This is a genomic window from Paraburkholderia sp. BR14320 (assembly GCF_040948665.1).
In the GTDB taxonomy this organism is placed as follows: Bacteria; Pseudomonadota; Gammaproteobacteria; order Burkholderiales; family Burkholderiaceae; genus Paraburkholderia; species Paraburkholderia youngii.
This window is the reverse complement of record NZ_JBFPKG010000031.1, coordinates 68,216-91,137: the sequence shown is the minus strand read 5'-3', so window position 1 is coordinate 91,137 and position 22,922 is coordinate 68,216. Positions and strand designations below refer to the sequence as shown.

The 22,922-nt window shown below is 64.4% G+C and carries 23 protein-coding genes and 1 pseudogene; 12 read left to right on the top strand and 12 right to left on the bottom strand.

Going from position 1 to position 22,922, the window contains the following annotated elements; translation table 11 throughout:
* The 3 genes and pseudogenes from AB3X89_RS25575 to AB3X89_RS25565 form a co-directional block, all read left to right on the top strand.
* The coding region (locus AB3X89_RS25575) for a transposase (protein WP_199125460.1) at window positions 1-123 on the top strand (123 nt) is incomplete at its 5' end.
* A 236-nt stretch (window positions 124-359) separates the two neighbouring features.
* Window positions 360-879, top strand: a pseudogene (locus AB3X89_RS25570) (DUF2778 domain-containing protein).
* Entirely contained in the window at window positions 860-1,120 is a 261-nt protein-coding gene (locus tag AB3X89_RS25565; protein ID WP_368585771.1) for a hypothetical protein, read from the top strand. The pseudogene AB3X89_RS25570 and the gene AB3X89_RS25565 overlap by 20 nt, the downstream one beginning before the upstream one ends.
* A gap of 131 nt (window positions 1,121-1,251) precedes the next feature.
* On the opposite strand, the gene AB3X89_RS25560 is transcribed toward AB3X89_RS25565, so the two are convergent.
* Together AB3X89_RS25560 and AB3X89_RS25555 are read right to left on the bottom strand one after the other, a co-directional pair.
* On the bottom strand, window positions 1,252-2,934 hold the full coding sequence (locus AB3X89_RS25560; protein WP_368585770.1) for an alkaline phosphatase family protein: 1,683 nt from the start codon (window positions 2,932-2,934) through the stop codon (window positions 1,252-1,254).
* Window positions 2,935-3,262: 328 nt separating this feature from the next.
* Entirely contained in the window at window positions 3,263-3,667 is a 405-nt protein-coding gene (locus AB3X89_RS25555; protein ID WP_176122800.1) for a DUF427 domain-containing protein, read from the bottom strand.
* Window positions 3,668-4,012: 345 nt separating this feature from the next.
* On the opposite strand from AB3X89_RS25555, the gene AB3X89_RS25550 reads away from it, so the two are divergent.
* Window positions 4,013-4,999, top strand: a complete 987-nt coding sequence (locus tag AB3X89_RS25550; RefSeq protein WP_368585769.1) for a hypothetical protein — start codon at window positions 4,013-4,015, stop codon at window positions 4,997-4,999.
* Between the two features lie 51 nt (window positions 5,000-5,050).
* Here the strand turns inward: AB3X89_RS25550 and AB3X89_RS25545 are convergent, their stop codons facing one another.
* Entirely contained in the window at window positions 5,051-5,593 is a 543-nt protein-coding gene (locus tag AB3X89_RS25545; RefSeq protein WP_368585768.1) for a DUF4142 domain-containing protein, read from the bottom strand.
* 161 nt (window positions 5,594-5,754) lie between these two features.
* On the opposite strand from AB3X89_RS25545, the gene AB3X89_RS25540 reads away from it, so the two are divergent.
* From AB3X89_RS25540 to AB3X89_RS25530, 3 genes are all read left to right on the top strand, one after another.
* On the top strand, window positions 5,755-6,786 hold the full coding sequence (locus tag AB3X89_RS25540) for a glycosyltransferase family 4 protein (protein WP_368585767.1): 1,032 nt from the start codon (window positions 5,755-5,757) through the stop codon (window positions 6,784-6,786).
* A 406-nt stretch (window positions 6,787-7,192) separates the two neighbouring features.
* Complete coding sequence (locus tag AB3X89_RS25535; RefSeq protein WP_368585766.1) at window positions 7,193-7,414, top strand: DUF2795 domain-containing protein; 222 nt, start codon at window positions 7,193-7,195, stop codon at window positions 7,412-7,414.
* Window positions 7,407-9,980 carry a glucose/quinate/shikimate family membrane-bound PQQ-dependent dehydrogenase gene (locus AB3X89_RS25530; RefSeq protein ID WP_368585765.1) on the top strand — a complete coding sequence of 858 codons (2,574 nt, stop codon included), beginning with the start codon at window positions 7,407-7,409 and terminating at the stop codon, window positions 9,978-9,980. Before AB3X89_RS25535 ends, AB3X89_RS25530 begins: the two co-directional genes overlap by 8 nt.
* A gap of 51 nt (window positions 9,981-10,031) precedes the next feature.
* On the opposite strand, the gene AB3X89_RS25525 is transcribed toward AB3X89_RS25530, so the two are convergent.
* The 3 genes from AB3X89_RS25525 to AB3X89_RS25515 are packed head-to-tail and all read right to left on the bottom strand — an operon-like array spanning window position 10,032 to window position 12,574.
* Window positions 10,032-10,139 (bottom strand): DUF2474 domain-containing protein, encoded by a 108-nt coding sequence (locus tag AB3X89_RS25525; RefSeq protein ID WP_368585764.1) that lies wholly within the window; start codon window positions 10,137-10,139, stop codon window positions 10,032-10,034.
* A 1-nt stretch (window position 10,140) separates the two neighbouring features.
* Entirely contained in the window at window positions 10,141-11,157 is a 1,017-nt protein-coding gene (gene cydB / locus AB3X89_RS25520) for a cytochrome d ubiquinol oxidase subunit II (protein ID WP_368585763.1), read from the bottom strand.
* The gene (locus AB3X89_RS25515) at window positions 11,138-12,574 is read right to left on the bottom strand and encodes a cytochrome ubiquinol oxidase subunit I (protein ID WP_368585762.1); all 1,437 of its coding nucleotides are present in this window, start codon (window positions 12,572-12,574) and stop codon (window positions 11,138-11,140) included. The genes cydB and AB3X89_RS25515 overlap by 20 nt, the downstream gene beginning before the upstream one ends.
* A gap of 140 nt (window positions 12,575-12,714) precedes the next feature.
* Between AB3X89_RS25515 and AB3X89_RS25510 the strand changes: the two genes are divergently transcribed.
* Both AB3X89_RS25510 and AB3X89_RS25505 read left to right on the top strand, forming a co-directional pair.
* Window positions 12,715-14,538 carry an HAD hydrolase family protein gene (locus tag AB3X89_RS25510; protein WP_368585761.1) on the top strand — a complete coding sequence of 608 codons (1,824 nt, stop codon included), beginning with the start codon at window positions 12,715-12,717 and terminating at the stop codon, window positions 14,536-14,538.
* 101 nt (window positions 14,539-14,639) lie between these two features.
* Window positions 14,640-14,927, top strand: a complete 288-nt coding sequence (locus AB3X89_RS25505) for a hypothetical protein (protein WP_368585760.1) — start codon at window positions 14,640-14,642, stop codon at window positions 14,925-14,927.
* Between the two features lie 31 nt (window positions 14,928-14,958).
* Here the strand turns inward: AB3X89_RS25505 and AB3X89_RS25500 are convergent, their stop codons facing one another.
* From AB3X89_RS25500 to AB3X89_RS25485, 4 genes are all read right to left on the bottom strand, one after another.
* Window positions 14,959-15,558 carry a hemerythrin domain-containing protein gene (locus AB3X89_RS25500; protein ID WP_368585759.1) on the bottom strand — a complete coding sequence of 200 codons (600 nt, stop codon included), beginning with the start codon at window positions 15,556-15,558 and terminating at the stop codon, window positions 14,959-14,961.
* A gap of 89 nt (window positions 15,559-15,647) precedes the next feature.
* A complete protein-coding gene (locus AB3X89_RS25495; RefSeq protein ID WP_368585758.1) occupies window positions 15,648-15,974 on the bottom strand; it encodes a hypothetical protein in 327 nt (108 codons plus the stop codon).
* Window positions 15,975-16,017: 43 nt separating this feature from the next.
* A complete protein-coding gene (locus AB3X89_RS25490) occupies window positions 16,018-16,275 on the bottom strand; it encodes a hypothetical protein (protein ID WP_368585776.1) in 258 nt (85 codons plus the stop codon).
* A 631-nt stretch (window positions 16,276-16,906) separates the two neighbouring features.
* On the bottom strand, window positions 16,907-17,782 hold the full coding sequence (locus tag AB3X89_RS25485; protein WP_368585757.1) for a manganese catalase family protein: 876 nt from the start codon (window positions 17,780-17,782) through the stop codon (window positions 16,907-16,909).
* On the opposite strand from AB3X89_RS25485, the gene AB3X89_RS25480 reads away from it, so the two are divergent.
* The 3 genes from AB3X89_RS25480 to AB3X89_RS25470 all read left to right on the top strand — a co-directional run bounded on the left by AB3X89_RS25480 (window position 17,775) and on the right by AB3X89_RS25470 (window position 20,346).
* Window positions 17,775-18,086 carry a hypothetical protein gene (locus tag AB3X89_RS25480; RefSeq protein WP_368585756.1) on the top strand — a complete coding sequence of 104 codons (312 nt, stop codon included), beginning with the start codon at window positions 17,775-17,777 and terminating at the stop codon, window positions 18,084-18,086. The genes AB3X89_RS25485 and AB3X89_RS25480 overlap by 8 nt on opposite strands.
* A 100-nt stretch (window positions 18,087-18,186) precedes the next feature.
* Complete coding sequence (gene hmpA, locus AB3X89_RS25475) at window positions 18,187-19,401, top strand: NO-inducible flavohemoprotein (RefSeq protein WP_368585755.1); 1,215 nt, start codon at window positions 18,187-18,189, stop codon at window positions 19,399-19,401.
* 78 nt (window positions 19,402-19,479) lie between these two features.
* Complete coding sequence (locus AB3X89_RS25470) at window positions 19,480-20,346, top strand: MBL fold metallo-hydrolase (protein WP_368585754.1); 867 nt, start codon at window positions 19,480-19,482, stop codon at window positions 20,344-20,346.
* A gap of 188 nt (window positions 20,347-20,534) precedes the next feature.
* Here AB3X89_RS25470 and AB3X89_RS25465 read toward each other — a convergent pair whose 3' ends face one another.
* Both AB3X89_RS25465 and AB3X89_RS25460 read right to left on the bottom strand, forming a co-directional pair.
* A complete protein-coding gene (locus AB3X89_RS25465) occupies window positions 20,535-21,050 on the bottom strand; it encodes a hypothetical protein (RefSeq protein ID WP_368585753.1) in 516 nt (171 codons plus the stop codon).
* Window positions 21,051-21,190: 140 nt separating this feature from the next.
* On the bottom strand, window positions 21,191-22,918 hold the full coding sequence (locus tag AB3X89_RS25460) for a tannase/feruloyl esterase family alpha/beta hydrolase (RefSeq protein WP_368585752.1): 1,728 nt from the start codon (window positions 22,916-22,918) through the stop codon (window positions 21,191-21,193).
* Window positions 22,919-22,922 lie beyond the last annotated feature (4 nt).

Sequence of the window (22,922 nt, the reverse complement as noted above, 5' to 3'; positions counted from 1 at the left end):
ACCAGCATCGTTGAAGGGATCAACAACACGATCAAGGTCATCAAGCGCAGAGCTTACGGGTACCGCGACGAGGAGTACTTCTTCCTCAAAATCCGCGCCGCGTTCCCCGGAAATCCTCGATGAACCTTTTTTTTGGGGGGGTTCGTCGCAGGAGACAGTGAAGCTGCGGAGAGCGACTGCGTATCCTGAGCCTGACTGAATGGAAGTCGGGAGGGCTGCTCGATCGTAAGGCTTTTCGGAGTCGTCTGATGCTTGCATACGAAGCACACACCTAGCATAGCTCCCTCGCTACTCGCCATGACTTCCTTCCTGCGAGTGGCGACTGACCTACAGCCAGCGCAAGCAGGAGGCGTGACACATTGGCCTATAACGGCAAATTTCTCGTGAATAACGAGCCCCTATCACCGCTCACCATTTTTTGGCATCGGTACCTTCGACGCTTATTCGGGTGACCGGCAATACCGCAATCAGGGCGGCTGCACGGCAGTGCCTGGCAAGGAGCCGATTCCCGCGGGTACGTACTCGATCGTTGACCGTCCTACTGGCGGTATCCGTTCAAGGGCTTATGCATTGGGAAAAGACGTATTGAATGCAGTTTTCGCTCATCCGTCGAATCACGGTGACTGGTTCGCCCTGTATCGGGATGACGGCAGCATTGACGACTTTACGTGGGTCAATGGAGTCAAGCGTGGCCAGTTCCGGTTGCATCCAGCAGGCGGGCACGGCGCATCGCTTGGTTGCATTACCCTGCCGGGCCATAGTGATTTCATGAGAATCCGCAATGCGTTGCTGCACACCGCGAAAATCCCCGCGGGCACTTCGGGTCTGCGCGCCTATGGAACAATTGAGGTCATCACATATGGCAGCACTTGCCCGTAGACTGTTCAAGTTCGCGTTGTTTCTGGGACTGTTTGTTCTATCAGTTCTTTACGTCCGCCCGTATCCCTACGAGTGGACGGAAACCGAGTCGAATGCGTATTGGGCGGCTTCCGATTGGCTCGGTGTGCGTGACCCTGATGACCTGTATTACGTAGTGTGGGTGACTATCGAACTGATCGTGGCGGTGCTGGCGTATGTGGCGATCATGAAGCTATGGCGGTGGCGTAGCACGAAACACTGAACGCAAGCTCTCGCACGCGCCGGCACGCGCGATCCCCGCGTCACGACCCCGCAAAAACGACCGCGCCGCGATCGTTCCAACACCGATCGCGGCGCAGCTCACTACTCGAATACGTCGACTACAGCAAACCATCAGTCTTCGCGATCGAACTCCGGCAGCGGCCGCGTTCCTTCAATCGCGACCGAATGCAGCAGCCCGGGCTTCAGATCGAGCAGACGCAAGATCGTCGGCGCGACCTGCGTGGTCAGCACTCGCTCGTCGTTGACCTTCCCGGCGTGATGCGCATGAGGCACGTACATCACGAGACCGAGATGGCTGTCGTCGGGCGCGTTGCCGCCATGCTCCTCGTCCTTCGACTTGCTCGACGTATAGATGACGCCCGGGTTCGGCTGAACGATGATGTCGGGCGTACGGCCGCGCGACGGATCGCCGAACCGGTTCGCCAGTTGCGGGCCGGACAGGATGTACGCTTGCGGACCGTCCGCGCAAATCCCCGGCGCGTTGCAGCTCAAATTGTCTTTCAGCGTCTTCACGACCGCGGCCGTCTGGCTTTGATCGCGCAGCCAGATCAGACCGACGTCGTCGGTCTGCACCATGCCGGTGCCGACGAGCCCGGTGCCATCGTTCAGGTTGCCGCTCGTCGTAGCGTTCTGCCCAAAAGCGCCGCCCGAATCCAGATCGTTGTTGGCTTCGAGCAGCTTGGTCAGCGTATCGCCGTTCTTCACCAGCTTCGAATGATCGGTCGGCGACTGGCCATGCTTCGCGGTCACGATGATCGCTGTCGACGAATAGAGATTGCGCTGCTTCAGTTCGGACACGATGCGTCCCAACGCGTCGTCGAGATACGCGATCGCGCCGGCCACTTGCGGACCCGGCGTGAAGCTCGCATCCAGATAGCCGCCGCCCGACGCGACCGTGGCCTTCTGCGCGACGCTCAAGGTCTGGAAGTTGGCGCCGAACACAGTCGGAATCGCGACGTTCTTTTGACCGGTCGAATCCTTGCCATCGATTTCATGGATCAGCGATTGCACATGGTAGTTGTCGAACTTCTCCGTGTGCGTGTACGTGTCGAGGTAGTAGGTATTGGTGTCCGGATCGATCGAATTTATTTCGGTACGTGAAAGATCGTCGACGCCCGTGCCGGACGGCCCGTTGAGCCAGTCGTAGCCCCACGCGTGCTTATCGGCCCACGCGGTGCGCGCGCCGTTCACATTGCCCTTGATCACTTCGAAGACCGTGTTGGTCTTCAGGTAGTTGTGCGGATAAACGGGCGTGCAGACGCCGTTGACGAGCGCATGCGGAATCGCCTGCGGGTTGAACGCGCCGCCGCCGTCGAGATGGATCAGCGCGCCGCCGTTCTCGCCGTCGATGCCGGTCGTTTCATCGAACACCACATTCCAGCCGGTCGGGCCCGTGCAATTGATATCGGACGGCGCATAGAGCGTGCGGTCGTAGGAGACGTCGTAGAACAGGCCCGCGGACTTCGGCGAGCCGCCGGTCACGAGCGCGGCGAGGCCCGGAAACGAATCCGACAGTCCCGGTGTATGCGCGTTCGTATACGTGGTGCCTGACTTCGCGAGCAGCGCCAGGTTGGGGCAGGTGTTTGCGCCGATGCAACGCGCGACGTCCTGCTCATGCAGACCATCGAAGCTGATCAGCAACACATGCTTGACCGACGCGCGATCGCGCTCGTGATCGCGGCCGTGATCGTGATCATCGCCGGCGGTCGCGACCGCCGAGTACAGCCCGGCGAGCAGTGCGACGGCGGCGCACATTGCGGTTTGCTTACGCTTCCATTTCGTGATCGGTTTCATGTCTCGTCCTTTTGTTTGACAACGAATTCGGGTAAAGCGGGACGAATTTGAACCGTAAAAAAAGTCATCTGCGTGACCTGGGTTTTTTATTTGGCGATACTGAAGTCTTAAGGCCTTGTTAAGGTCGGTGTGATCCGTTCGACGCGCGGGCGCTGTGAATCGGCTTCGGTTCCGAGCGTGATCCGCGCGAGTCGTCAAGCATAAAAAACGGCACGGGTTATCGCAGTCCGTGCCGCTTCGTCGGTCGGTGGTCAAGTACCTCGAGGGCGGGGCGGAAAGGACCGCCACGCCGCGCGGGTTGCCGGGCAAACAACGCGAGGGAGTCCGCCTAATGAGCGGCCGGCTCCTGCGTGATGGAATCCACGCGGTCGGGGTAGAACGCGAGGTGTTCGCGGATCGACGCGACGGCGTCGTAAGGGTGCTCGTAGGTCCACACCGCGTTGGTGCCGCGCTCGCCGGCCGATGGAATCGAGAAGTAGGCACAATCGCCTTTGTATGGACAATAAGTCGCGTGCGCGGTGCGTTCGAGCCGGGTCATGTCCACGTCCTTGCGGGGGATGTACAGCACGGCCGGATAGCGCGCCTCGCGCAGCGTCAACGCGTCGTGTGTATCGGCGATCACCTGGCCGCCAGCCATCACGATCACGCGCGCGCGGTGCTGCTCGATCGTGATCGGGTGGTCCGGGCCGGGGATCTTGACGGGTTTGTCGTTCGGGACCGAATGGGTGGACATAACGATGCTCCGTGGCGAAGTGGGTGGTGTCTCTTGCCCGAGCCGAGCGCCAAGGCAAGCGACTGAAGATATGCCCGTATTGCCGTACTACTTCACTTCGGGTATTTCTATACATACTAGCGCAGACCTTCCAGGTGCTGTGAGCGGCGCAACGCCCGCCGGAGTTGCATCGACCGCGTGCACGTGCTTTAGTGCAGCGGAATCGCGACTTCGCGGAAGAGGAACACAATCAGCCGACTGACAGGAGTGCGTGATGCTCGTTGGATACGCCGTGCGTGAGTGTGCAAATGAGCCTGCAAGTCAGCCTGCAATCTCGTCGTCGACAAATCGCGAGGTTGTTTGACTATGCCGGCACTTCGGAAGCGTTGGTCACTTCGCGCATTGGGCGCGGGTGCCGCTCTGCCTTTGAGCCTGCTGTCCGGCCCGTCGCACGCGCAGGTCGTGCCGGGGCAATTGTCGAGCAACACCGTGATCGGCGGCAATGTAAAGCAGCACGCGGACGCTGTGCTCGCGATCATGAGCTACACGACGGTCCCGGACGTCACGACCAGCAATCTGTCGGTCAATAACGGCCTGACCGGTAATCCCGGCTTCGGGCAGACGCAATTCGGCGGCGGTTTCACGCTCAGCAGGTCGTTTCCGTTGTACATGGAGGGCACGCTCGCCTACAGCCGCTACGATCCGATTTTCATCGCCACGGATGGCGCCCAGCAGCGTGCGGTGCCCACCAGGTGGAACACCTTCAGCGGCACGGTCGGCCTGGGCTGGGATTTCCGCATCACCGACGAACTGGCATTCCGCCCGATCCTGAACGGTACGATCGGGCGCGTGTCGAGCGACCTGAAGGTGGGGCAGACGCTGTTCAATCACGTCACCGACAGCAACCTGCAGTTCCTCGAGAACGGCTCGCTCGATGCCTACGGCTATGGCGGCTCCCTGATGCTCGACTACGAGCACTACCGCGAAAACTACGAAATCGACGCCGAATTGCGGGCGACCGATATCTACCTGCGCAGTTTCGGCGGTTCATCGCAGGCCGTTCAGGGCTCTGCCACGGCCCAGCAAGTGAGCCTATGGACACGCTGGCGCGCGCCCACCGGCTGGCACGCGCTGGACCGGCCAGTCCGCTATGTGCTCGAAGCCGCTTACTCGCACTATTTCGGCGACAGCGCCGGGGTGCTGGGTTTCAACGACCTCACGTCGCTGGGAGTCGGCCTCGAACTCGATAGCAGCAGGTATCCCATCATCGTCACCCGCACGCGCGCGATGGTGCGCTACGTGTTCGGTCGCAACGTGCACGGCGTGTCGTTCGGATTCGCGATGAGTTTCTAGCGCGGCCTGCTTACCGGACCGCACGAATGGCGCGGATACCTGCCGTCGACGCTACTTCGTCACCCCCTTCTTCGTCGCGAGATCCTGCGCCATCTTGTAGTGTTCCTCGATGGTGGGCAGCGCTTTTTGCGCTGCCTTCTTCAGATCAGCGTTCTGGCCATCCGAAATTTCTTTCTTGAATGCGCTCAGCGCGTCCTCGTGTCCCTGCAAACCGACCTTCTGGATATAGGCCTGATCGAATGCGTTGCCATGCAGGCTCTTCAGCGAGTCCAGCACCGTGGTGTCGGAATTGTCCTTCGGCACCGCGACGCCGTGTGGCGCAGCCATCTTCAGTTGCATCGTGAGCTTCGTGTGATCGAGCATCATGTGATGCGCGAACGATTTCACATCCTTGTCGCTGGAGTTCTTCGTCGCGAGCTTGGCCGCGTCGATTTCGGTCGACGACGACATGCTCGCCGCCTGCACGAAGTCCTTGTCGGCCTGAGGCAGCGGATTGGCGCTCGTGGTCGAGGCGGCCTCGGTTTGCGCGCCGGCGATCTGAGGGATAGCGGCAAGCCCACAGCACATCGCGGCAATGGCGGTAACGCGCTTCATGTTTTTCTCCTCTACGAAGTGGAACGGGATGAAGCGAAGCGGGACGGATGACTCGCTTCGATCGACAACCCGCAAGCGCCATACCATCGTCCACCGCGCGTCTGGAATGATGGATGCTCGACGACGGAGGTCTGCACGGCGGAAGAACGACGGAGGCTCGCATGCGCATCGCGCAAGTGTCGACGCTCTACGAGCGCGTGCCGCCCGTCGCCTATGGCGGCACCGAGCGCGTCGTGTCGTGGCTGACCGAGGCGCTGGTTGAACTCGGCCATGAGGTCACGCTGTTCGCGAGCGGCGACTCGCTGACGCGCGCGCATCTCGTGTCGGTCTATCCGCGGCCGCTGCGCGAGCTCGAGAACACGGCCGACCCGCAGGCGTTTCATGTCGCGATGCTCGAACGAGTCGTGCAACGTTCGGCCGACTTCGACATCGTGCACTTCCACACCGACTACACGAGCTTCCCGTTCGGCCGGCGGCTGGGCTGCGCGCACGTGACGACGCTGCACTGGCGGCTCGACATCCCCGGTCTGGATGCGCTGTATCGCGAGTTTTGCGACGTACCGCTGGTATCGATCTCCGACGCGCAGCGCGCGCCGCTGCCGCGACTCGCGTGGCAGCGCACCGTCCATCACGGCCTGCCGCGCGACCTTCACACCTTCAGCCGCACGCCGTCCGACTACCTGGCATTCGTCGGCCGGATCGCGCCGACCAAGCGACCCGATCTCGCGATCGAGATCGCGCGCCGTGCGAACGCGCGGCTCGAAATCGCGGCCAAGATCGACGACGGCGATCGCGTCTACTACGAGCACGAGGTCGCCTCGCTGATGCGGCAACCGCATGTTTGCTATCGCGGCGAGCTCGGTGGTCGTGACAAGGATCGCTTCATCGGCGCCGCGCGAGCGCTGCTGTTTCCGATCGACTGGCCCGAGCCGTTCGGGCTCGTGCTGGTCGAGGCGCTGGCGGCGGGCACACCGGTGATCGCGTTCGACCGCGGCTCGGTCCGCGAAATCATCGACGACGGCGTGACCGGCTTCATCGTCGATAGCGTCGACGAGGCCGTCGATGCGGTGAACCGTATCGGCGAACTGGACCGCGCGCGCTGTCGCGCAGCATTCGAGCGGCGCTTCACCGCGGCACGCATGGCCGACGAGTACCTCGAGGTTTACCGGAAGCTGTTGGCATCGAAGCGTTGAAGCGTTGAAGCAACGGCGCCTGCGCGAGTGTGGAGTTTTTCTAACACGGCACGCCATTCTTGACCAACGCCATCGGCACTGACGGCCACGGTGCATGCGAGCGGACCACGCGTCATGCGGCCGCCGGGCGCACGCGCGCAGCGGGCCGAGCGCATCGCGATCGGCGAGCACGAGTCGGGAAGACCGTCAGCGCGCCTCGCAGGCGCCGCCCGGCGCCCTACAGGCACGCCGGATGCGAAGGCACGAGCATCCGCGCGTGCCCGAAGCGATGCCCGGCACGGACGTACAGCCGGAGCAGTAGCCGGTACGCGACACGCCGGACGTGCAAGCACCGGGCTCGGCGGCGCCGCGACGCGCCACCCCGGCCAGCACTTGACCCTTCCACGCAACCCATCAGGGGAACGAAATGACCGACTCCCGTTCGACCACGGGCGAGCGCCCGCTGAACCCGTTCATCGACGTGCAGAAAGCGCTGAAGGGCGCTTCCTATCCCGCCGACAAGGACAGCCTCATCGAAACCGCGAAAGCCAATGGCGCCGACGACGAGGTGCTGCAACGGCTCCAGGATCTGCCCGACCAGCAGTATCAGAGCCCCGCCGAAGTCTCGAAGGGCGTCGGCAATGAATAGCCCGCAAACTCCATCGCCGCCGCCGCCAGGTCAGGGCTCACCGGCGGCCCGGTCCCCGCGTGGAACGCGGCTTTCGGCCGCGCTCGCGGTGCCGGGCGTCGTCTTCTTCGTCATTGGCGTGCTGCTCGCGATCGGCGGTATCCGGCTCGCGATGCTCGGCGGCTCGTGGTACTACCTGCTCGCCGGCATCGCGATCGCGGCGACCGGCGTGCTGCTGTGGCTGCGCCGGCGTGCCGCGCTGTTCGTGTTCGCGATCGTGCTGTTCGCATCGACGATCTGGGCGGTGGTCGAGGCGCGCTTCGATTTCTGGCAATTGCTGCCGCGTCTTTGGGTGTGGGTCGTGCTCGCGATCTGGCTGCTACTGCCACCGGTGAGCAAGCGGCTTGCGCTCGGGCCGCCCGCCGTACCGCGCGAAGGCGTGCTGCCGCTCGCGGGAGCGGTCGTGCTCGCGGTGCTGCTCGGCGTCGTCACCGCGTTCAATCATCCGTACGATCACCCCGGCCAGCTCGAAGTGACGTCGGCCGCGCCTGCCGACGCGCCGCTTGCCGGCGACTCGAATCGCAAGCCGGCGGACTGGAGCGACTACGGCGGCTCGCCGCTCGGCCAGCGCTACTCGCCGCTTGCGCAGATCACACCGGAGAACGCGGGCAAGCTGAAGGAGGCATGGCGCATCGAGACCGGCGACAAAGCCGGTCCGGGCGACCCGACCGAAACCACCTACGAAGACACGCCGATCAAGGTCGACAACAAGGTGTACGTGTGCACGCCGCACAGCATCGTGATCGCGCTCGATCCCGCGACCGGCCACCAACTGTGGCGTTACGACCCGCACATCCAGAGCCCGGTCGGCAGCTTCAAGCATTGGGAGCATATGACTTGTCGCGGCGTGTCGTATCACGACGACGCGCTCTATCCGCCGCTGCCGGCCGCGGCCGAAGCCGCGCGCAACAGCGCGGCCACGGCCACCGCGAGTCCGGCGAGCGCCGCGGCGGCGGCGGGCCAGGGGACGGTGCCGACGCCGGTGCCGAACACGCCGCAAGACCGGACCGCAGCTGCGAGCGAGTGCCCGCGCCGCATCTTCCTGCCGACCGCCGATGCGCGCCTGATCGCGCTGAACGCCGACACGGGCGCGCTGTGCCCGCACTTCGGCAACAACGGCGCAGTGGACCTGCGCACGCACATCGGGCCGTTCACGCCCGGTGGCTACTACTCGACGTCGCCGCCGGCCGTCACGCGCGACCTCGTGATCATCAGCGGCCACGTGACCGACAACGAATCGACCAACGAGCCGTCCGGCGTCACGCGCGCGTTCGACGTGCACGATGGCCACCTGGTGTGGAACTGGGACGCGGGCAATCCGGACAAGACGCAGCCGATAGCATCAGGCCAGATCTACGTGCGCAACTCGCCGAACATGTGGTCGGTGTTCTCGGTCGACGAGAAGCTCGGCATGGTCTATCTGCCTCTCGGCAATCAGACGCCGGACCAGTGGGGCGGCCTGCGCACACCGGCGTCCGAGAAGGTCGCGGCGGGCATCGTCGCGCTCGATCTCGCGACCGGCCGGATGGTGTGGAACTACCAGTTCACGCACCACGACCTGTGGGACATGGACGTCGGCGGCCAGCCGTCGCTCGTCGATCTGCAAACCGCGAGCGGCGTGCAACCGGCGATCATCGCGTCGACCAAGCAGGGCAGCATCTACGTGCTGAACCGCCAGACCGGCAAGCCGATCATTCCGATCACCGAACGTCCGGTGCCGGGCGGCGCGGCGCCGGGTGACCACACGTCGCCGACGCAGCCCTATTCGGCGCTGAACTTCGCGCCGCCGATGGTGCACGAGCACGACATGTGGGGCACCAATCCGTTCGATCAGCTGTGGTGCCGCATCAAGTTCAAGTCGTTGCGCTACGACGGCATGTTCACACCGCCATCGGAGCAGGGCTCGCTCGTGTTCCCCGGCAATTTCGGCGTGTTCGACTGGGGCGGTGTGGCGGTCGATCCGGTGCGGCAGGTGCTGATCGTCAATCCGAGCTATATGGCGTTCACGTCGAAGCTGGTTCCGCGCGCACAGATCGGTTCGAACAGCGGCGAACAGAAGGGCAGCGAAACGAGTGGCATCAAGCTCGCGCTCGGCACGCCATTCGGCTTCGAACTGAACGCGTTCCTTTCGCCGCTCGGCATTCCGTGTCAATCGCCGCCCTGGGGCTACGTGGCCGCCGTCGATCTGCGCCAGGGGCATATCGTCTGGGAGCACAAGAACGGCACGATCCGCGATAGCGCGCCGCTGCCGATTCCGATGCCGCTCGGCGTGCCGAGCCTTGGCGGCATGATCACCACCGGTGGCGGCGTCGCGTTCCTGTCCGGCACGCTCGACTACTACCTGCGCGCCTATGACGTGCGCACCGGCGCGCGGCTGTGGCAAGCGCGTCTGCCGGCCGGCGGCCAGGCCACGCCGATGACCTATGCCGACAGCAACGGCAAGCAATATGTGCTGGTGGTCGCGGGCGGACATGGCTCGCTAGGCACGAAGCAGGGTGACTCCGTGGTCGCCTATACGTTGCCGTAGTCGCGCCGCGGTAATCACACTGCAGGCGCACACTGCAAGCGCGCGCCACGCTCAATGCGTGGCCGCGCGCAGCAAAAGCTTCAACACACCCGCCACCGTCGCGACCGCGACGATGCCGGCGAGCCACAGGCCGGCGAACCACGCAAGGCGGCGCCACATGTCAGTGGTACCCCTCGCCCGCGCGCATCTTGCCCTTGAACACCGAGTACGCATACACGGTATAGCCGAGAATCATCGGCACCGTGATCGCGGCGCCGACCAGCAGAAACAGCAGGCTCGCATGCGGCGCTGCCGCCGCGCGGAACGAAATCGACGGTGGCACGAGGTTCGGATAAAGACTGATCAGGAGCCCCGCGTAGCACAGCACGAAGATGCCGTACGCAAACAGCAGCGGCAACAGATGGCGGCGCGCAGACAGGCTGCGGAAAAATCCGAAGGCCAGCAGAACGACCAGCACCGGTACCCAGGCGGTGAACAGCAGGTCCGGCCAGCGGAACCAGCGCGCCGTCAGCGAGTTGGGCAGCATCGGCGTCCATAGCGTGACCACCACGATCAGCGCGAGCACGGTGACGGCCATCGTGCGCGTGTGTCGCCGGCAACGCTCGTGCAACGGACCTTCGGTGCGCCAGATCAGCCAGCACGAGCCGAGCAGCGTGTAACCGGCCATCACCGCGAGACCGCAAAGGATCGTGAAGCCGGTCAGCCAGTCCCACCAGCCGCCCACATACGAGAACCCCTTGACCTCGATACCTTGCAGCAGGCCGCCGAGCACGAGCCCCTGGCACAGCGCCGCGAGCGCCGAGCCGCCGAAGAACGCGACGTCCCACCATGCGCGGCCGCGACCTATCGCGCGAAAGCGGAATTCGAAAGCGACGCCGCGGAACACCAGCGCGAGCAGCATCGCGATGATCGGCGGATAGAGCGCCGGCAGAATCACTCCGTAGGCAAGCGGAAACACCGCGAACAAGCCGCCGCCGCCGAGCACGAGCCACGTCTCGTTGCCGTCCCATACCGGTGCGATCGAATTGACCATCACGTCGCGGTCGTCGCGCTGGTGCTCGACCGCGAACAGGATGCCGACGCCGAGATCGAAGCCATCGAGCAGCACGTATGCGAGCACCGCGAACGCGAGGATCGCGGCCCATACCAAAGCGAGATCAAACGTTCCTGTCGTCATCGGCGTGACTCCCCGGAGTTGATGGGCCGGACGGTGCCTGCGCGGGGCCCGGTGTGATGCCGGCGCTGCGATGCGGCTTGTGCTTTGCGGGGCCGGGCGTGTCGAGCGTGGGCGTCGCCGCCATCAGCCGGAACAGAAAGACCACGGCCGCGCCGAATACGATCGCGTACACCACGCCGAAGCTCGCGAGCGATACCGCGACGCCGGGCGCGGCGATCGGTGACACGCTGTCGGCGGTACGCAGCAGACCGTACACCGTGTAAGGCTGCCGGCCGACTTCGGTGACGGTCCAGCCGCACAGCAACGCGATCAGACCAGCCGGCCCCATCGCGACCATGATCCGATGCATCCAGCGCGCTTCGTACAGGGCCCTTCGGTAGCGCAACGCGAGACTGCCCAGTCCGAGCAGCGCCATCAGGACGCCGAGTCCGACCATCACGCGAAACGCCCAGAACACGACCGGCGAGAACGGCCGCTCGGACGGCGGGAACGATTTGAGGCCTGCGATCGAGCCGTCCCAGGTGTGCGTCAGAATCAGCGCGCCGAGATGCGGTATCTCGAGCGCATAGTCGGTCGTCTCCGTGCGCATGTTCGGGAACCCGAACAGAATCAACGGCTGACCGGGACGCGCGACCCAGTCGCCTTCGAGCGCGGCGATTTTCGCCGGCTGGTGCTTGAGTGTGTTGATACCGTGCTGGTCGCCGACCACCATCTGGATCGGCGCGACGATGCAGGCCATCCATAGCGCCATCGACACCATCAGGCGCGCGCAGACATTGCGCGAATCGCCGAGCAGATGCCAGGCGCCGACCGCGCCGACGACGAACGCGACGCTCAGATACGCGGCCAGCACCATGTGTACGAGCCGGAACGGAAATGACGGATTGAAGATGATGCGCATCCAGTCGGCCGGAAAGAAGCGTCCTTCGACGATCGCATAGCCCTGCGGCGTCTGCATCCATGAATTGACGGCGAGAATCCAGAACGCGCTCATTAGCGTGCCGATCGCGACGAGCACGGCCGCGAGAAAGTGCAGACGCGGGCCGACGCGTTTCATGCCGAACAGCATCACGCCGAGAAAGCCCGACTCGAGAAAGAAAGCGGTCAACACTTCATAGCCCATCAGCGGCCCGACGATCGGACCCGCGCGAAACGCGAAGCCCGCCCAGTTGGTGCCGAACTGATACGACATCACGAGCCCCGACACGACGCCGATGCCGAACACGACCGCGAAGATCGTCAGCCAGTAGCGGTAGACGGCAAGATACACGGGCTTGTGGGTGACGAGCCACGCGCCTTCGAGCACGGCGAGGTAGCTCGCGAGACCAATCGACAGCGCCGGAAAGATGATGTGGAAAGCAATCGTGAAGCCGAATTGCATTCGCGCGAGGGTCACGGCATCGATGGGAATGGACATCAGGGTTCCTCGGGGCAGGCTGGCGGCGACGCTCCGCCGCTTCGACACGACCCGCAGCAAGCCCCATACCGTTCGGCGCGGGCCACGGGGTATAGCGCTTGCTGAGCGCACGCATGAATCGATCGAAGGAGTCGTGCACCATGCGATTTTTCGCGCTCGCAACCGACTACGACAACACGCTCGCCACCGACGGCCGGGTCGCCGATTCGACGTGGGCCGCACTCGAACGCCTGCGCGCGTCGGGCCGTCACGCGATCCTCGTCAGCGGACGCGAACTCGACGACCTGCTCGCGATCTGCCCGCGCGTCGAGCTGTTTTCGCGCGTGGTCGCCGAAAACGGCGGCGTGCTGTATTGCCCGGCCGATGGCACGCGCCGTCTGCTCGCACCCGCACCGCCGGAGAATTTCGTCGCGGAGTTACGGCGGCGCGCACCCAACGCTTTCAGCGTCAGCCAGACATTGGTCGCGACGATGAAGCCCCATGAGCATGTCGCGCTCGATGTGATTCGCGACCTCGGGCTCGAGTTGCGGATCATCTTCAACGGCGACGCGGTGATGATCGTGGCGCCGGGCGTGTCGAAGGCGAGCGGTCTGAGCGCGGCGCTCGCCGATCTCGAACTGTCGCCGCTGAACGTGGTCGGGATCGGCGACGCGGAAAACGACCATGCGCTGCTCGACGCGTGCGGCCTCGCGGCGGCCGTCGCGAACGCGTTGCCGGAGTTGAAGAAGCACGCCGATATCGTGACGGGCGGCGTCGCGGGCGCGGGCGTCGCGGAACTGATCGACGCACTCGTCGCCGACGATTTGCGCAGCACCGCCGACGCGTCGCCGCGCAATCGCATCGTGCTCGGCCCGCGCTGTGATGCGCCGGACAGCGAGCCGCTGTCGTTGTCCGCGGACGGCAGCGTCGTGCTGCTCGTCGGTGACTCGGGCTGCGGCAAGTCGACCGCGACGGCGGGCCTGCTCGAACGGCTCGCGGACGCCGGCTGCCAGATGTGCATCGTCGATCCTGAAGGCGACTATGACAACGACGACGCGACCCTCGTGCTCGGCGATGCGAGCAATGCACCGTCGATCGAGGAGGCGATGCAGTTGCTGCGCCGTCCGGCGCGGCCGGCTATCGCGCTCAATCTGCTGCGGGTGCCGCCGTCGGATCGGCCGGTGTTCTGCGCGAATCTGCTGCTGCAGGTGCAGCGTCTGCGCACGCGCACCGGGCGGCCGCACTGGCTCGTGTTCGAAGAGGCGCATCACGTGTTTCCCGCGCAATGGGCCGGCGCGAACCAGGCGATTCCGGATGCGCTCGAAACGGCGCTCGCGGTCACCGTGTCGCCGGAGCAGTTATCGCCGGTGTTGCTGCAGCAGGTCGGCACCGTGCTCGCGATGGGCGACGGCGCGCATGCGGCCTTGCAGCGCTTTGCCGCGGCAAGTGGACGCGAGCCGCCAGCGTCGAGCGGTGATGGGGCGCAACTCGCCAGAGGCGACGCGCTGTTATGGCGCGTCAGCGCCGCCGCGCCGCCGCAACCCGTGCGGCTCGAGCCCGGTCGCAAGGAAAAGCGCCGGCATCGTCGCAAGTACGCGGAGGGGCTGCTGATTCCCGAGCGCAGCTTTTACTTTCGCGGCGAGCACAACGCGCTGAACCTGCGCGCGCACAACCTCGTGCTGTTCGTCGAGATTGCCGAGGGTGTCGATGCGGCGACATGGCAGTTTCATCGCCAGCGTGGCGACTATTCGCGCTGGTTCGAACAGCAGATCGGCGACGCGGACCTGGCCGACGAAGCGCGCGGCATCGAGCAGGACAGCGCACTCGATGCGGCGCAAAGCCTCGCGCGCATCCGCGCGGCGATCCACGCGCGCTATACCCAACCGGAGAATCCGTCGCTGCCCGCGGTGTTGACCGGCTCGCCGCAAAGTCGCGACGAGCCCGACCCGCGTCAATCCGACGCCGATCCGCAGCAGCGGCAGTGAGGCGGGGATTGCAACGCGCCCCGCGCGCATTGCCCGCCAGGCACGCGCTATGCGCATCTCCGGTCAAAGCGGGCCGATGCAACGGACCGAAGGAGCCGAACATGCGTGTGCAGGCGATAGAGATGGCCGACTTCCTCGTAAGCTGGACCGTCATCAGGGATTCTGAAGGTGCCTTTCAATGGATCGTGCTCGTGACCGAGCGCGGCGGCGGACATGGCACGGTCTTCGAGCGACGCGGCACGTGTGGCCACGTGTCGTGGGGCGACGCGCAGGACATCGCGGCCGAGAATGCGCGCCGCGTCGCCGCCACGCTCGTCGAGCCGGGCACGCTCGACAGGACGAAACAGCGGGGCGCGCGGACGCCGGCGGCGCCCGGCGCGAATCGTTGATGCCCGCTTGCGCCAGTCGTTCGCGCATCCGCTAGTCATATTGACGCTGCGTCCGTGCCGCGCGACGCGACCTCGGCAGGCTGCGCCGCAACGCGAGCAATAAGGTCGATCCCAGCAGCAGCGTGGCGATCGGAAACGTGCCCGCCGCATTCATCGCAATGTTCATCGGACGCTCTCCGAGCAACTGCATCCGGCGGCGCGTCATCGCGGCGCCGAGCGACTGCAGTTCGTTTTTCAGCACGCGCTCGGCGTCGGGCAGCAGGATGGTTTCCTCGTCGGCGACGTGATGGGCGACTTCGCGGATCAGTTGAAGAAACAGCCCGTCGTAGGCGGCGTTTTCGGGGCCCATTGCGCGCAGCTTCGCGATCGTCGCGCGCATCTCGTCGTGCTCGGAACGACTTTTCGTCAATGTCTCGTCGTTGCCCATCGCGCGGTCTAGCGCCGGGTAGAAAATTTCTTCCTCCAGTTGCGCGTGGATTTCAAGCGCATCGCATACGCCGTTGACGATCGCGCGTTTTCGCCACCATGGCGTGGACGCGTGGTATCGGTGCGAAGCGGCGAGCACGTGCATATGGTCGAGGCGGATCATCGACGTAATCGACGGCGACAACGATGAGGCGTCATTGGACATGGCGTTTCTCCACTGAAAGGGTGCTCGCGGATACCGCATGCGCCATTCCCGATGCCCGACAAACCAGTCAATCGGATGCCGGCGCCTCGCTAGCGGAGTTCTTTGCTGTTCGAGAGGGCGCTCAACGCGGAGTCCGCGGCATCCGCCGCACGGGCGAACAGGTCGTCGACGATTCGGCGCGCCGAGCTATATCCGCCCATCAACGCATCGGCTTCGGTGTCGAACGGCCGTCCGCCGGCAATGTCGAAGCGCAGCGGCGAGAACGTGGCAACCGCGGCACCCGCCTGATAGATGTGAACCACCGCCGCATAGCGCGTGCGTACCGCCGCGCGCCCGGCGGGGCGCAACGTGAAATCCGCCTCGACGGTCACCTCGATCGTGAACCCGTGGTATTCGTAGGTCCGCATCATCATCATGTCCTTCGTCGCGTAAGTGTGTGATCGCGCCGGTGCGCGACGATCATGCGCGACGGCCACGGCGCTCGCTGCGTGCTTCGAGGGTAGCGAGCCGCGCGAGCAGCAGGCGCGCTTGCGGTTGCAGCGCCGGCGGCAGTTCGGCATTGGCCTCGATGCGCGCGCGCCAGTAAGCGGGCGTCGCAACTACCGTGCCCTGCCAGTCGACGCGGTCGCGTTGAACGAGTTGTTCAAGGCGCTGCACCATCGTGCTGATGTGCTTCAGTTCGTTGGCAGCGTCGTTATAGTTGCGCGCGGCAGGCACAGGTTCTCTCCGATTTGTTGTTAGTCGTTGTCGTGAGTCAGCGTTTCGACCATACCGCGTCGCTCGCTCCAGGGGCCTGTACCGCCTCAACGTTTTCGCATCAGCGACCAGTTGGCGCTCGAGCACCGCGTTGAATTCTTCGCGCTCTATATCGGTGCACTCCGGCGATGCCTTCACCAGCATCGACACCGCAAATTCATGAGGGCTCAGCATGATCCTTCTTGGAGCGGTCAATTTTTCACGGAACGGACGGTTTTGACGCTGTCGGCAGTAAGTCGTACCGGCCTGTCGACGTGTCGTAAAACGCCGGAAACAGCATACGCTGGCGTCCGCAAAAAAGTGCATCGAGGCGCGTGTCCGAAACGCTGACATTGTGGACAGCCGCGCCGCGAGGTGCGCCAACGCCTTTGCGCGAATTCGAATGCGCCCATTCGCGACCGACTCCGCGTGGCGTTATTCAATGTGAATGACGGTTGAAGAAGGTGGGGAAATGCCTGACGTCCGACGAGCCTGCCCTCGCGCCGTCGATGCGCGGGAGTGGCAAAACTCCGCGAGGCGCGATCCCAACCGCGACGCGGCGCTGCGCGCATCGACGAAACACGCGGCAGCGCCTTCCAGCGATCAGCCGACCTCATTGGTTGCGCGGGACTTCGCTGCCTATTTCGGCACCGGTCGTCGGATCGCTCGACGGGTCGGATCGCAGACGCGTGGCCATCGCGGTGACCGCGGTTTCCTGTTGCGCTTCGAGGCCCACCGACGCACTGCCGTCGCCGCCATCCACCGCGGGTTCACCCGTCTGTATCGTGAGACCGGTGCCGCTGTTCCACGGTGTGTTGATCACCGCTCCGTCGTGCGACATCTTGTAGTAGACGCTCGCGAATTCCTGTCTCGGCGGCAGCTTGCCCGGCGGGAAACTCGGCGTGATCGCATACAGCGCCTTCTCGAACGACTTCTGATGCGCGACTTCGCGGGTCATCAGAAAGCCGAGCGCCTCGCGCACGCCGGCATCGTCGGTGACGTTGATCAGCCGTTCATAGATGATCTTGGCGCGCGCTTCGGCCGCGATGTTCGAGCGCAGGTCCGCGGTCGGCTCGCCGATCGTGTCGATGTACGCGGCACTCCACGGGACGCCGCCGGAGTTCGTCAGCGGCGGTCCGCCGCCGTATAGCACCTGGGTCAGGTGACTGTCGTTGCCCGCGCCGTTGAGCTTGCGATAAAGCTCGGCGTGCTGCTCGACCGCTTCGGCGAGTTCCCCTTTCGCGCCGCGATTCAACATCGCGACGATCGAGCCGATGATCTCGAGATGGCTCAGCTCTTCGGTGGCGATATCGAACAGCATGTCCTTGCGCCCGGGGTCTTCTTCCGCAACGGCCTGGGTGAAGTAGCGCATCGCGGCGGCCAGTTCGCCTTGCGGACCGCCGAACTGCTCCAGCATCAGATTCGCGAGCCCGGGATTGGTCGTGCCGACGCGAACCGTGTATTGCAGCCGTTTGTTGTGCATGAACATCGTGACCTCCATTGGAGTTGGTACTTGGGTCTTCCATCCGCCGTGCCACGCATGCGGAGCGCCGTTCGTCGCGAGCGGCGCGTGGATCGCCTCGCATGCCGCATTCCTGGCCGGCTCGCAGCGCGCCGTTGGCCGGCCCGCGATGGCGTGCGCGGTGGCCGATGGCGCCTATCTCATGCCGCGCGCTATCGTCATCGGCATGTCCGTGGCCTTCGGCATATGGACAGCCGGCATCGGTTGGAGCAGCATGGTCGCCTGGATGGGCTTGAAGCAGCGGGCGAATGCCCCTGGAACTTGCATGTGAGCGAGGCACTCGACTCAAATGCCCGCGCTGCGGCATCGACACTTTTTCGAGCTGCGCGCACGAGCGAGGTAACCAGTCGTCCTACTGCAGGAGGAAAGAAATGCTGACGCAGAAAACCAGGGACATCGTAAAAGCGACGGCCCCGGTTCTGGCCGCGCACGGCTATACGATCATTCAACGTTTCTATAGACGGCTCTTCGAAGCGCATCCCGAACTGAAAAACGTTTTCAACATGGCGCATCAGGAGCAGGGGCAGCAGCAGGAAGCGCTTGCGCGCGCGGTGTACGCGTATGCCGAGAACATCGAGGACCCCAGCAGTCTCGCCGCGGTGCTGCGCAATATCGCCAACAAGCACGCGAGCCTCGACGTGAAAGCGCAGCACTATCCGATCGTCGGCGAACATCTGCTCGGCGCGATCAAGGACGTGCTCGGCGACGCCGCGACCGACGACATCATCTCCGCGTGGGCGCAGGCATACGGCAATCTCGCGGACGTGCTGATGGGCATGGAGTCCGAATTGCGCGAAACCCGCGCGGCGCAGCTAGGCGGCTGGACCGGATGGCGCACCTTCGTCGTCAAGGAGAAGCGGCCCGAGAGCAGCGTGATCACGTCGTTCATCCTCGAACCGAAGGATGGACAGCCGGTCGCCAACTTCGAGCCGGGACAGTACATCGGTATCGCGCTCGACGTGCCCGCGCTCGGCCTGCAGCAGATCCGGCAATACAGCCTGTCCGACGTGCCGAACGGCCATAGCTATCGGATCTCGGTCAAGCGCGAGAACGGCGAGGCCGGGCGGCCGGCCGGCTATGTGTCGTCGCTGCTGCACGATCGCGTGAACGTCGGCGACGAGGTGAAGCTGGCGGCGCCGTACGGTACGTTCTACATCGATGTCCATGCGAAGACGCCGATCGTACTGATCAGCGGCGGCGTCGGTCTGACGCCGATGGTCAGCATGTTGAAGCGCGCGATTCAGGACCCGCAGCGGCGCGTGGTGTTCATTCATGGTGCACGCAACGGCGCGGTGCACGCGATGCGCGACCGTCTGCAGCAGACCGCCGCCACCCAGCCGAACTTCCGCGCGATCGTGTTCTACGACGCGCCGCTCGATACCGACGTGCAGGGCCGCGACTACGACAACGCCGGTTTCATCGACCTGAGCAACCTGCGCGACGAGATCCTGTTGCCCGACGCCGACTACTACATCTGCGGTCCGGTTCCTTTCATGCGGCTGCAGCACGACGCATTGAAAAACCTGGACATTCACGAGTCGAAAATTCACTACGAGGTGTTCGGGCCGGATCTGTTCGCTGAATGACGCATACCGAAAGTGCCGCGCGACGGCTGCCACGGAAACGACAAGCAGGAATGCAGTCACCGAGACGGGGAGTGCGGCATGAAAGTGCACCATCTGAACTGCATTTCGACCTGCCCGTTGTGCGGCATGCTGTTCAACGGGCAACCCGAATCGTTGATCCGCCGCGGGCATCTGGCCTGCCATTGTCTGCTCGTCGAAAGTCCGGCGGGGCTCGTGCTCGTCGATACCGGTTTCGGTCTGCGCGATGTCGCCGATCCGTATTCGCGCCTCGGCAAATTCTTTCTGAGGCTGCTGAAGCCCGAGTTCCGGAATGAAATGACGGCGATCAGGCAGATCGAGCGGCTCGGTTTCGACCCGGCCGACGTGCGGCACATCGTGATGACGCACCTCGATTTCGACCACGCAGGCGGTCTCGACGACTTTCCGCACGCAACGGTGCACATGCTCGCGAGCGAGCGTCAGTACGCGGCACAGCAAAAGACCTGGCTCGACCGGCAGCGCTTCAGGCCGCAGCAGTGGTCGTATCAGAACATGTGGCGCGTGCATTCGCCGCAGTACACGGAGCGCTGGGAAGGCTTCGCGAAGGTGCATCCGATCGAGGAGCTCGCGAGCGAGATCGCACTCGTGCCGTTGCGAGGCCATACCTATGGTCACGCGGGCGTCGCGGTGAACGGCGACGGCGGCGGCTGGTTGCTGCTCGCGGGCGACGCCTATTTCGACAACGCCGAGCTCGACCCGGTGCGTCCGCATTGCGCGCCCGGCTTACGCTTCTATCAGTGGATGCTCGAAAAGGACCGCGCGGCACGGCTGTACAACCAGCGCCGACTGCGCGATCTGGCGAAGCGTGCGAGTCCCGGATTGAGGATTTTTTGCAGCCACGACGTCGACGAATTCGAACGGCTCGCGGGCCGGTCGGTGGCGGTGCCGGCGGAGCAGATGGCGTGACGATAGTGCGAGACGCGTTTCGCGGAGACAACTGTCCGCGGCGCAGGGCTTACGGACAGCCTGCGGGTCGGACGTGTTTCCTATACTGGACTTGTCCTCCGCTTGGACTCGTGGGGACAGCGTTCTCAAATGCGCTTGCAGCGACCATGCCGGTCAAAGGCTGGTCGCTTTTTTTGCGCGCGCAGTCTTCATCGATCCGGTCGCCGCAGCAGCGCGGCCGCGAGCAGGCCGGCGCCGAGCACCAGGTAGACGTTGCCGAGCGAGCGACGCGACAGGTGCGCCTCGAATCCAGGCGTGAGCCGGTTGGGCACCACCTTGTAGTCGACCACATACGCGCTTGCCACGGTGGCGGCGGCGGCTAGCGCGGCGGCGCCCGGCCGTCGTGACGGCACAGGGCCGGCCATCCGGTCAACGAGTTGCTCGAACAGCATTGCCCAGAAGATGGCGGCCGCCTGATGGATCGCGAAGCCGGTCACCGTATGGCGGATGCTGAAGCCGCGTTCGCGCAGCGCGCGTTGCGGCCACATGCAGTGGGTGACCGCATTGATCGGTGCGAGCGGGCTGCCCGATGCGTCAGTGGATGCCGCCGAGGCCGTCGCCGCCGACAGACAGCCGGACAGCAGCCCGGATGGGACGGCCCGGCGTAGCGTCGCGCCGATGGCCTGATACCACGGCGAACCGATCTTGTACTCGCGCGTTTTCATGGCAGCGCTCCGGTGCGGGCGCGCAAACGCACGCCCGATGATCGCGGACAGAGGTATGTGCGAGGAGCAGCATGGCGCGTTCCGCACGGACGAGACGACGCATCGGCCGGAGCCGACTGCGCCCCCGCACGGTCAATACATTAGCTACAAGTGAAACTGCTTGCCGAGTTCGCGTCGCCGCTGGTGTAGCGGGCCACCTTCGGATACGCGCAGAGCGGACGCGTGCGCCCGGCACCCCAGCTAGCTGGCACTTCGGCATTCGGAATCGCGTTGCTGGTGTCGCGAGCCGTCGCGATGACCCGGTTCGGGGCTTGCCCTTGCTCGACCCATGCCACCATGGGCGTCAGCATGTCGAACTGATCCGCCGTCGGACCGCCGCTGCAGTGGTTCATCCCTGCTACCGTAAAGAGCCGCGCGAAATTGCTTGCGTCTCCGCCACTAGCCGTCGAGAGGCGCTGATACCAGTCGGTCGTATCGTTCGACGAGAACACCGGATCGCTCGTTCCATGATAGACGATCAATTTCGCGCCCCGGCTCCTCAGACCGCTCAGATCGGTCTCGTTCGGCGGGGTCATGAATGACCACGAAGACTCGGAATAGACCCCGCTCGTGGCGAAGATCTTCGGCGCATCATTGTCCATGCTGAAGTTCAGACCGTAGGTGCCCATCGAACCCAGGACCGAAGCGCTTTGCGGCGGCGACGTAAACACGAAGGCTGCCGCGGCCGGATCGAGGCTGATGGAATTGCCTTGCTTCCACGCGGCCCAGCCTGATCCGTTGATACCTACGTCGTACGGAAAGCTCGCATAGAGCGCCGTCCCGGCGCTGTTTTTCGCCCCAGAGAAAATATTTCCAACGGCCTGCTTTTGAGCCGCCGTAAGACAGGTGCCGTCGCGCGCATTGCCCGAACACGTCGGTACGTCAGTGGCCAGATTGAAGTTTGCCTGGCACGCTTTGATGTCCTGGACCATTCCGTCCGCCACGCCATCGAGCGCATCACACTTCGCGATGATCTTCGATGCGATCAGTTGCCTTTCAGTGGTCGTCAAGCCGGTGGTGATATCGGCAATGCCCGACGAGGTCGTCGCGGTCGCGACGGTAGCGAGCTGTTGCGCGCTCCACAACTCTCCGATTGCCGCCTTGGGTAAATGAAAGCCGGGGTCACCGGCAATGATGCCGTCGTAATCCGCGAAAGACCTGGCTGCGGCCACCATCGCATGACGGCCGCCGTTCGAGCAGCCTTCGAAGTAGCTGCGGTCGGGGCCCTTGCCATAGGCCAACCTGATTACCTGCTTGGCCATCGGCGTGAGCGTAGCGACGGCGTTATAGCCATAGTCGAGACGCGCCTGGGGATCGAGACCGAACAACGGGTTTTGCGACCCGGAATGACCTGCATCCGAACTGATCACGGCGAAACCCATGTTCAGCGCGTTGTTCAGCGGGCCCCCGCCACTGAGCACCCCCGTCGCCGGCGTCACATTGCCGTCGAGACCACCGTTGGCCTGATAGAAAAAGCGGCCATTCCACGCGATTGGCAGCCGCATTTCAAAACCGATCGCATAAGTCTGGCCGTCAACGGCGCTCGTGCGTTGATTCATTTTCCCTTCGATCACGCAATGTTCGGGGACGGACTTTGCCGCCACCGTGAGCGTTCCGGCCGGCACGTCGGTGACGGAGGTGAAGGTCGCGTTGGCAAACGTCAACCTGGCGGCGAGCGCGGCGCAGTCTCCCGACAGCGTCGCGGGTTGTGCGGCGGAGAGCCGAGGCAATTGCGTCGCACTGGTGGATAGAGAGTCGGAACCGCCGCCGCAAGCCGTCAGCATCGCGGACACGGCCGATACGCACACAGCAATTGAAGTTCGTTTCATTTTC

Coding starts and splice junctions, on each gene's coding strand:
- AB3X89_RS25565 (WP_368585771.1), top strand. CDS start 860: ATGGCAGCACTTGCCCGTAGACTGTTCAAGTTCGCGTTGTTTCTGGGA.
- AB3X89_RS25560 (WP_368585770.1), bottom strand. CDS start 2,934: ATGAAACCGATCACGAAATGGAAGCGTAAGCAAACCGCAATGTGCGCC.
- AB3X89_RS25555 (WP_176122800.1), bottom strand. CDS start 3,667: ATGTCCACCCATTCGGTCCCGAACGACAAACCCGTCAAGATCCCCGGC.
- AB3X89_RS25550 (WP_368585769.1), top strand. CDS start 4,013: ATGCCGGCACTTCGGAAGCGTTGGTCACTTCGCGCATTGGGCGCGGGT.
- AB3X89_RS25545 (WP_368585768.1), bottom strand. CDS start 5,593: ATGAAGCGCGTTACCGCCATTGCCGCGATGTGCTGTGGGCTTGCCGCT.
- AB3X89_RS25540 (WP_368585767.1), top strand. CDS start 5,755: ATGCGCATCGCGCAAGTGTCGACGCTCTACGAGCGCGTGCCGCCCGTC.
- AB3X89_RS25535 (WP_368585766.1), top strand. CDS start 7,193: ATGACCGACTCCCGTTCGACCACGGGCGAGCGCCCGCTGAACCCGTTC.
- AB3X89_RS25530 (WP_368585765.1), top strand. CDS start 7,407: ATGAATAGCCCGCAAACTCCATCGCCGCCGCCGCCAGGTCAGGGCTCA.
- AB3X89_RS25525 (WP_368585764.1), bottom strand. CDS start 10,139: ATGTGGCGCCGCCTTGCGTGGTTCGCCGGCCTGTGGCTCGCCGGCATC.
- cydB (WP_368585763.1), bottom strand. CDS start 11,157: ATGACGACAGGAACGTTTGATCTCGCTTTGGTATGGGCCGCGATCCTC.
- AB3X89_RS25515 (WP_368585762.1), bottom strand. CDS start 12,574: ATGTCCATTCCCATCGATGCCGTGACCCTCGCGCGAATGCAATTCGGC.
- AB3X89_RS25510 (WP_368585761.1), top strand. CDS start 12,715: ATGCGATTTTTCGCGCTCGCAACCGACTACGACAACACGCTCGCCACC.
- AB3X89_RS25505 (WP_368585760.1), top strand. CDS start 14,640: ATGCGTGTGCAGGCGATAGAGATGGCCGACTTCCTCGTAAGCTGGACC.
- AB3X89_RS25500 (WP_368585759.1), bottom strand. CDS start 15,558: ATGTCCAATGACGCCTCATCGTTGTCGCCGTCGATTACGTCGATGATC.
- AB3X89_RS25495 (WP_368585758.1), bottom strand. CDS start 15,974: ATGATGATGATGCGGACCTACGAATACCACGGGTTCACGATCGAGGTG.
- AB3X89_RS25480 (WP_368585756.1), top strand. CDS start 17,775: ATGAACATCGTGACCTCCATTGGAGTTGGTACTTGGGTCTTCCATCCG.
- AB3X89_RS25485 (WP_368585757.1), bottom strand. CDS start 17,782: ATGTTCATGCACAACAAACGGCTGCAATACACGGTTCGCGTCGGCACG.
- hmpA (WP_368585755.1), top strand. CDS start 18,187: ATGCTGACGCAGAAAACCAGGGACATCGTAAAAGCGACGGCCCCGGTT.
- AB3X89_RS25470 (WP_368585754.1), top strand. CDS start 19,480: ATGAAAGTGCACCATCTGAACTGCATTTCGACCTGCCCGTTGTGCGGC.
- AB3X89_RS25465 (WP_368585753.1), bottom strand. CDS start 21,050: ATGAAAACGCGCGAGTACAAGATCGGTTCGCCGTGGTATCAGGCCATC.
- AB3X89_RS25460 (WP_368585752.1), bottom strand. CDS start 22,918: ATGAAACGAACTTCAATTGCTGTGTGCGTATCGGCCGTGTCCGCGATG.